This is a genomic window from Asanoa sp. NPDC049573 (assembly GCF_040676615.1).
Classification (GTDB): Bacteria; Actinomycetota; Actinomycetes; order Mycobacteriales; family Micromonosporaceae; genus Asanoa.
This window is the reverse complement of the sequence record NZ_JBFAPI010000001.1, coordinates 501,318-509,056: the sequence shown is the minus strand read 5'-3', so window position 1 is coordinate 509,056 and position 7,739 is coordinate 501,318. Positions and strand designations below refer to the sequence as shown.

Genomic DNA, 7,739 nt, shown 5'->3' with positions numbered 1-7,739 from the left:
TGCGAGAACATGTGCGCGCCAAGAGGGACACCCCGCGAAGCAGCGACACGCCGGCTAGGCGAGGGCGAGGACGACCGCGGATTCGGCGGGGAGTTGGATGCCGTCGCGCATGACGGTGGCGCCGGATTCTGTTGCCAGGAGGACCGAGCGGATGAAACCCGGCACGGTGATGCGCTGGGGTTTGGTCGCCAGGTTGGCGGCCACCGCTACTGAGCCGCGGTGCATGACCAGCCAGTGGTCGCCGTGGGTCACCTCGATCTTGTCCAGGCGGGGGTCGGACAGGTCGGGGGTGGCCTTGCGCAAGGCGATCAGGCGGACGTAGAAATCCAGGATCTCGGCATGGTCGGGCTTGTCGCGCTCGGCCCAGTCGAGGCGGGAGCGCAGATAGGTCTGCGGGTCCTGCGGGTCGGGCACGTCGCCCTCGGGCCAGCCGTGTTCGGCGAACTCGCGGCGGCGGCCCGCGGCCACCGCGGCGGCCAGCTCGGGCTCCGGGTGGCTCGTGAAGAACTGCCACGGTGTGGTGGCGCCCCACTCCTCGCCCATGAACAGCATCGGGGTGAAGGGGGCCGTGAAGAGCAGGGTCGCGCCCACCCGGAGCAGGCCCGGGGACAGCGACGCCGTCAAGCGGTCGCCGGCCGCCCGGTTTCCGATCTGGTCGTGGTTCTGCAGGTAGGCGACGAAGCGGTAACCGGGGATCCGGCCCCGGTCGACCGGGCGGCCGTGCACCCGCTGGCGGAACGACGACCAGGTGCCGGCGTGGAAGAAGGCGCCGGTCAACACGTCGGAGAGGGTCTGCAGCGAGCCGAAGTCGGCGTAGTAGCCCTGCCGCTCGCCCGTCAGCAGGGTGTGCAGCGCGTGGTGGGCGTCGTCGTTCCACTGGCCGGTCAGGCCGTAGCCGCCGCCCTCGCGGGCCGTGATCAGTTTCGGGTCGTTGAGGTCGGACTCGGCGATCAGCGACAGCGGGCGGCCCAGGTGGGTCGACAGGCCGTCGACGGCGACGGTCAACTCCTCCAACAGATGGACCGCGCCGCGGTCGACCAGGGCGTGGACGGCGTCCAGCCGAAGGCCGTCGACGTGGTAGTCGCGGAGCCAGCCGAGCACGCTGTCGACGATGTAGGCGCGGACCTCGCCCGACAAGGGGCCGTCGAGGTTGACCGAGGAGCCCCAGCTGTTGCCCGGGCCCTCGGACAGGTAGGGGCCGAACATCGGCGCGTAGGCCCCCGAAGGGCCGAAATGGTTGTAGACGACGTCGAGGACCACCCCCAGGCCGCGCTGGTGGCAGGCGTCGACGAAACGCTTCAGGCCATCCGGGCCGCCGTAGGACTCCTGCGGCGCGAACCAGCAGACGCCGTCGTAGCCCCAGTTGTGGTCGCCGTTGAACGCGTTGACCGGCAGCAACTCGACCAGGTCGACGCCGAGGCGGACCAGGTGGTCGAGGCGCTCGATGGCCGCGTCGAAGGTGCCCTCGGCGGTGAACGTGCCGACGTGCAACTCGTAGAGCACGCTGCCGGGCAGTTGCCGGCCGGTCCACGAATCGTCGGCCCAGCGGAACGCCGACTGGTCGTAGACGCGGCTGAAGCCGTGCACGCCGTCGGGCTGCCACGCCGAGCGCGGGTCGGGCAGCGGCCGGTCGTCGTCGCCCAGCAGGAAGGCGTAGTCGGTGCCGGGACCGGCGGTCGGCACGTCGAGCGTCCACCACCCGGCCCGCGCCGGATCACGCGCCAGAGCAAGGTCGGACGAGCCCACGCGCACCCGCACACGCGACACGTCCGGAGCCCACACGGAGAACACAGTCACGGCGCCACCACGGGTTCGGCGGGGGTCAGCAGAGCGACCGGATAGCGCCCGAGCAGGTCGGACACCGGCAGCCGTTGACCACTGTAAACCCGGCCGGTGAACGAATCCGTAAAACGCCGCGAAGACGCGGAGTCATCGGGAACAGAAGAATTGCCCGGAAGGGTCAGATACGTCGTGTCCCAGCCGCCACGCAGCGACAGGCCGACCGGCAGCCGGGTGGCCACCGCGATCGCGCCGCCGCGGTCGAACGCCACCACGTGGTCGGCGGCCGGACCGAACGCCGGCACCTGCCGGTAGCCGGTGAACAGGTCGGGGCGGTCGCGGCGCAGCCGCAGCGTGCGCGAGACCACCAGCAGCTTCGCCGCGCCGGACGCGTCGACCGACGGCTGCCACCCCTTGTCGATCCGGGCCAGCAGCGCCGCCCGCGCGGAGAAGTCGACCGGCCGCCGGTTGTCGGGGTCGACCAGCGAGTTCTCCCACAGCTCGGTGCCCTGGTAGACGTCGGGCACCCCGGGCATGGCCAGCTGCACCAGCTTCTGGCCGAGCGCGTTGGACCAGCCGGCCGGCGTGATCTCGGAAGCGAACGTCGAGACCGCCGCGTGCAGCGCCGGGTCGTCGTAGATCTGGTCGACGACCGCGTGCAGCGCGCTCTCGAAGGAGTCCGACGGCGACGCCCAACTGGTCGACACCGAGGCTTCCCGGGCGGCCTTCTCCACGTACCCGTGCAGACGCTCCCGGGAGATGGGCCACGCGCCGGCGACCGTCTGCCAGAGCAGGTGCGCGAAGGCCGGGTCGTCGGGCAGCGGCGCCGCCGCCATCCACGACGAAAGCGCCCGCGCCCAGCGATCCGGCACCTCCGCCAGCACGGCGAGCCGGGCCCGCACGTCTTCCCCGCGCTTGGTGTCGTGCGTCGAGAGGGTCGTCATCCCGCGGGGCCACCGCCGCTGCCGGCGCGCCGCGGCGCCGTGGAACTCGCCCAGCCCGACACCGAACCGCTCCGGCGCCCCGCCGACCTCGTTGAGCGCGACGAACCGGGTCCACCGGTAGTAGGCGGTGTCTTCCACGCCCTTGGCCATCACCGCGCCGGTGAGCTGCGAGAAACGCTGCCCGAGCTCGTCGTCGGGGTCGCGCAGCCGGGCGGTCAGCGCGTCGAGCGTCGCGGTCAGGTCGGGGCGGCGCCGGCCGGCCTCAGACCGGGCCCGGGCCAGGTGGCGCAGGCCGTCGGCGCCGTAGGACCGGTAGACCGGGAAGTTGGCCGCCAGCTCGGCCAGGCCCGCCGCGGCGGCCGGCAGCGACGGCACCAGCGCGGCCAGCCGGTGCAGCTCGGCCGGGAACATCCGCAGCGCGATCTCGAGCTTGCAGGCGTGGGTCAACTCGGGCCAGGACACCGCGACACCGGTCAACGAGGTGTCGAGCGCGGTGAAGGCCGCCTCCCCGGCCGGGTCGACGAACAGGCCGCAGACCTCCCGCAGCGCGTCGTAGCCGGTGGTGCCGTCGACCGGCCAGGCCAGCAGCTCCTCGCCGTACTCCAGAATCTTCTCGACGATCAGCCAGGCGCCCAAGGCCGCGCCGCGCAACCGCATCAGGTAGGCGACCGGGTCGCGCAGCCCGTCGGGGTGGTCGACCCGGATCCCGTCGATCTCGCCGGCGTCGAGCCAGCGCAGCACCTCGGCGTGCGTCGCGTCGAACACGGCCTGCTCCTCGACCCGCAGCCCGGCCAGGTCGCTGACCGCGAAGAACCGCCGGTAGTTGAGCTCCAGGTCGCCGCGTTTCCAGCCGACCAGCTCGTAGTGCTGGCGGGCGTGCACCTCGCGCGGCGTGCCGGCACCGGTCCCGGGCGCGATCGGGTAGCGGTGGTCGTAGTAGCGCAGCTCGCCGTCTTCCACCCGGAGAGCGTCGAGATCGTCGTCGGAGCCCAGCACCGGGACCAGGATCCGGTCGCGGGACCAGTCGATGTCGAACCAGGGTGCGTACGCGGACTCGCGCCCGTTCTTCAGCACGTCCCACCACGCCGGGTTGGCCGCCGGCACCGCGATGCCGGCGTGGTTGGGCACGATGTCGACGACGAAGCCGAGCCGGGCGGCGCGCAGCGCGGCGACCAACCGCAGCCGCCCGGCCTCGCCGCCCAACCGCGGGTTGGCCATCCGGTGGTCGACCACGTCGTAGTTGTGCGCCGAGCCGGGCGCGGCCGTCAGCAGCGGCGCGCTGTAGAGGTGGCTGGCACCGAGGTCGGCGAGGTAATCGGCGATCGCGGCGGTGTCGTCGAAGGTGAAGTCGGGACGGATCTGCACGCGGTAGGTGCCGGTCGGCGTCGCCATCCCGGGCTCAGACCGTGCGGTCGAGCACGACGAGGGATCGGTCGGGCACCAGGATCGACGCGCCGGCCTCCATCACCTGCTGCGTCTCCCCCGGGTATTCGGCCGTGCTGATCACGGCCGCCCATTTCTGCCCGTATTCGTGCCCCGGGACGGTGAACCGCAGGCCGTCGTCGTGGGCGTTGAAGCAGAGCAGGAACGAGTCGTCGACGTGCCGCTGGCCGTACTGCCCGCGCTCGCGGATGCCCTCGCCGTTGACGAAGAGCATCACCGCCCGGCCGAAGTGGTTGTCCCAGTCCTGCCGGGTCATCTCCCGGCCGTCGGGCGTGAACCAGGCGAGGTCGGGCAGTGGGGCGCCGGCGCTGCGGGTCTGCACCGGCAGGCCGGTGAAGAACCGGCGCCGGCGGAAGACCCGGTGACTGGCCCGGAACGCGGTCAGCTTGCGGACGAAGGCCAGCAGGTGCTCGTCGACGTGTTCCCAGTCGACCCAGCTCAGCTCGTTGTCCTGGCAGTAGGCGTTGTTGTTGCCGCGCTGCGTGCGGCCCAGTTCGTCGCCGTGGCCGATCATCGGCACGCCCTGGGAGAGCAGCAGGGTGGCGAGGAAGTTGCGGCGCTGCCGGGCGCGCAGGGACAGCACGGCGGGGCTGTCGGTCGGGCCCTCGACACCGCAGTTCCAGGAGCGGTTGTGGCTCTCGCCGTCGCGGTTGTCCTCACCGTTGGCGTCGTTGTGCTTGTCGTTGTAGGACACCAGGTCGCTCAGCGTGAACCCGTCGTGGCAGGTGACGAAGTTGATGCTGTGGAACGGCCGGCGGCCGTCGTCCTGGTAGAGGTCGGCTGACCCGGAGATGCGGGAGGCGAACTCGGCCAGCGTCGCCGGCTCGCCGCGCCAGAAGTCGCGGACCGTGTCGCGGTATTTGCCGTTCCACTCCGTCCACACCGGCGGGAAGTTGCCGACCTGGTAGCCGCCGGGGCCGATGTCCCAGGGCTCGGCGATCAGCTTGACCTGGCTGACCACCGGGTCCTGCTGCACCACCTCGAAGAACGTGGACAGGCGGTCGACCTCGTAGAACTCCCGGGCCAGGGTCGCGGCCAGGTCGAACCGGAAGCCGTCGACGTGCATCTCCTCGACCCAGTAGCGCAGCGAGTCCATGATCAGCTGCAGCGAGTGCGGCTGGCGCATGTTGAGGCTGTTGCCGGTGCCGGTGTAGTCGACGTAGTAGCGCCGGTCCTGGTCGGAGAGCCGGTAGTAGCTGGGGTTGTCGATGCCCTTGAAGCCCAGCGTCGGGCCCAGGTGGTTGCCCTCGGCGGTGTGGTTGTAGACCACGTCGAGGATCACCTCGATGCCGGCCGCGTGCAGGGTCTTGACCATGCCGCGGAACTCCTGCACCTGCTGGCCGAGCCGGCCCATCGCGGAGTAGCCGTGGTAGGGCGCGAAGAAGCCGATGGTGTTGTAGCCCCAGTAGTTGCGCATGCCCAGGTCGACGAGCCGGTTGTCGTGCACGAACTGGTGCACGGGCATCAGCTCGATCGCCGTCACGCCCATCTTCTTGAGATGGTCGACGACCGCGGGATGACCGATTCCGGCGTACGTGCCGCGCAGCTCCTCGGGCACCGCCGGGTGCCGGCGGGTCAGCCCCTTGACGTGCGCCTCGTAGATGACCGACTCGTGGTAGGGCGTGCGCGGCGGCCGGTCGTTGCCCCAGTCGAAGTAGGGGTTGACCACGACCGCCTTGGGCACGAACGCCGCCGAATCGGTGGTCGACATCCGGTCGGGGTCGTCGAAGTCGTAGTCGTAGACCGCCGGGTCCCAGGTGACGTCGTCGTCGATCGCCTTGGCGTAGGGGTCGAGCAGCAGCTTGTTGGGGTTGCAGCGCAGCCCCGCCCGGGGCTCGTAGCGGCCGTGCACCCGGTAGCCGTAACGCTGGCCCGGCTCCACGCCGGGCAGGTAGGCGTGCCAGACGTAGGCGTCGACCTCCTGCATGCTGACCCGGCGCTCGTTGCCGAGCCCCCACTCGTCGAACAGGCACAGCTCGACCCCCTCCGCGACCTCCGAGAAGATCGCGAAGTTGGTGCCGGTGCCGTCGTAGGTGGCACCGAGCGGATATCGCTGGCCAGGCCAGACCTGCATGTGACGCAGCCTCCTGTTGGCGGTGTCAGAGCGGCACCGGCCGGGATCCCGGCCGGTGCCGCATATTGCCCCACCGACGGTAGCGTCAATCCAGCGGATCGTCCGCTGACGACCTCGTCGAGCGCTTTGCCGGATCTTTGCAGAATACCGTCAGCGCTGGTCGATCCCCACGTAGTCGCGCTTCGCGGCGCCGGTGTAGAGCTGTCGCGGGCGGCCGATCTTGGTGGCCGGGTCGGCGATCATCTCGCGCCACTGGGCTATCCACCCGGGCAGCCGGCCCAGGGCGAACAGCACGGTGAACATCTTCGTCGGGAAGCCCATCGCCTTGTAGATCAGGCCCGTGTAGAAGTCGACGTTGGGGTAGAGCTTGCGGGACACGAAGAAGTCGTCGGCCAGCGCGATCTCCTCGAGCTGCATCGCGAGGTCGAGCAGCGGGTCGGACTTCGACATGCGGGAGAGCACGTCCTGCGCCGACTTCTTCACGATCGCCGCGCGCGGGTCGTAGTTCTTGTAGACCCGGTGGCCGAAGCCCATCAGCTTGACGCCGGCCTCGCGGTTCTTGACCTTGTTGACGAACGCCTTGACGTCGCCACCGTCGCGCTGGATCTGGTCGAGCATCTCCAGCACGGCCTGGTTGGCACCGCCGTGCAGCGGGCCCATCAGCGCGTTGACGCCGGCCGCGACCGAGACGAACAGGTTGGCGTTGGCCGAGCCGACCAGCCGTACGGTCGAGGTCGAGCAGTTCTGCTCGTGGTCGGCGTGCAGGATGAAGAGCATGTCGAGGGCCTTGGCCATGACCGGGTCGACCTCGTACCGGGTCGCCGGCACGCCGAAGGTCATCCGCAGGAAGTCCTCGACGTACCCGAGCGAGTTGTCGGGGTAGAGCAGCGGCTGGCCGATCGACTTCTTGTAGGCGTACGACGCGATGGTCGGGACCTTCGCCAGCATCCGGATCGTGGAGATCTCGACCTGGTCGCGGTCGAACGGGTCGAGGCTGTCCTGGTAGAAGGTGGAGAGCGCGCTGACCGCGGAGGAGAGCACCGGCATCGGGTGCGCGTCGCGCGGGAAGCCGTCGAAGAAGCCGCGGAAGTCTTCGTGCAGCAGCGTGTGCAGGCGGATCTTGTCGGTGAACTCACCGAGCTGGTCGGCCGTCGGCAGCTCGCCGTAGATCAGCAGGTAGGTGACCTCGAGAAACGAGGAGTGCTCGGCGAGCTGCTCGATCGGGTAGCCGCGGTAGCGGAGGATCCCCTCGTCGCCGTCGATGTAGGTGATCTCCGACGAGGTCGCGGCAGTGTTGACGAAGCCCGGGTCATAGGTGACGTATCCGGTCTCTTTCAGCAGCGCGCCGACGTCGAGGCCCGCGGGGCCCTCCACGGCCGGTCGTACCGCCATCGAGAGCTGCCCGGCCGGGTGGTCTAGCTTGACATCGGTCATCAGGTCCTCGCTTTTGACGGGTGGGGGGATGTCGCGTCGTTGTTACGCCTCAGTACAACGGTAAT

At 70.1% G+C, this 7,739-nt stretch carries 4 protein-coding genes; all 4 read right to left on the bottom strand.

Annotation, left to right across the window (positions count from 1 at the left end; genetic code table 11):
* Positions 1–54 precede the first annotated feature (54 nt).
* Complete coding sequence (treZ, locus tag AB0J74_RS02320; RefSeq protein WP_363443400.1) at positions 55–1,797, bottom strand: malto-oligosyltrehalose trehalohydrolase; 1,743 nt, start codon at positions 1,795–1,797, stop codon at positions 55–57.
* Entirely contained in the window at positions 1,794–4,115 is a 2,322-nt protein-coding gene (gene treY, locus AB0J74_RS02315; protein ID WP_363443398.1) for a malto-oligosyltrehalose synthase, read from the bottom strand. Before treY ends, treZ begins: the two co-directional genes overlap by 4 nt.
* A gap of 7 nt (positions 4,116–4,122) precedes the next feature.
* The gene (gene glgX / locus AB0J74_RS02310; protein WP_363443396.1) at positions 4,123–6,240 is read right to left on the bottom strand and encodes a glycogen debranching protein GlgX; all 2,118 of its coding nucleotides are present in this window, start codon (positions 6,238–6,240) and stop codon (positions 4,123–4,125) included.
* A gap of 150 nt (positions 6,241–6,390) precedes the next feature.
* Positions 6,391–7,674: a citrate synthase gene (locus AB0J74_RS02305; RefSeq protein WP_363443394.1), complete on the bottom strand. Its 1,284-nt coding sequence runs from the start codon at positions 7,672–7,674 to the stop codon at positions 6,391–6,393.
* Positions 7,675–7,739: the final 65 nt, after the last annotated feature.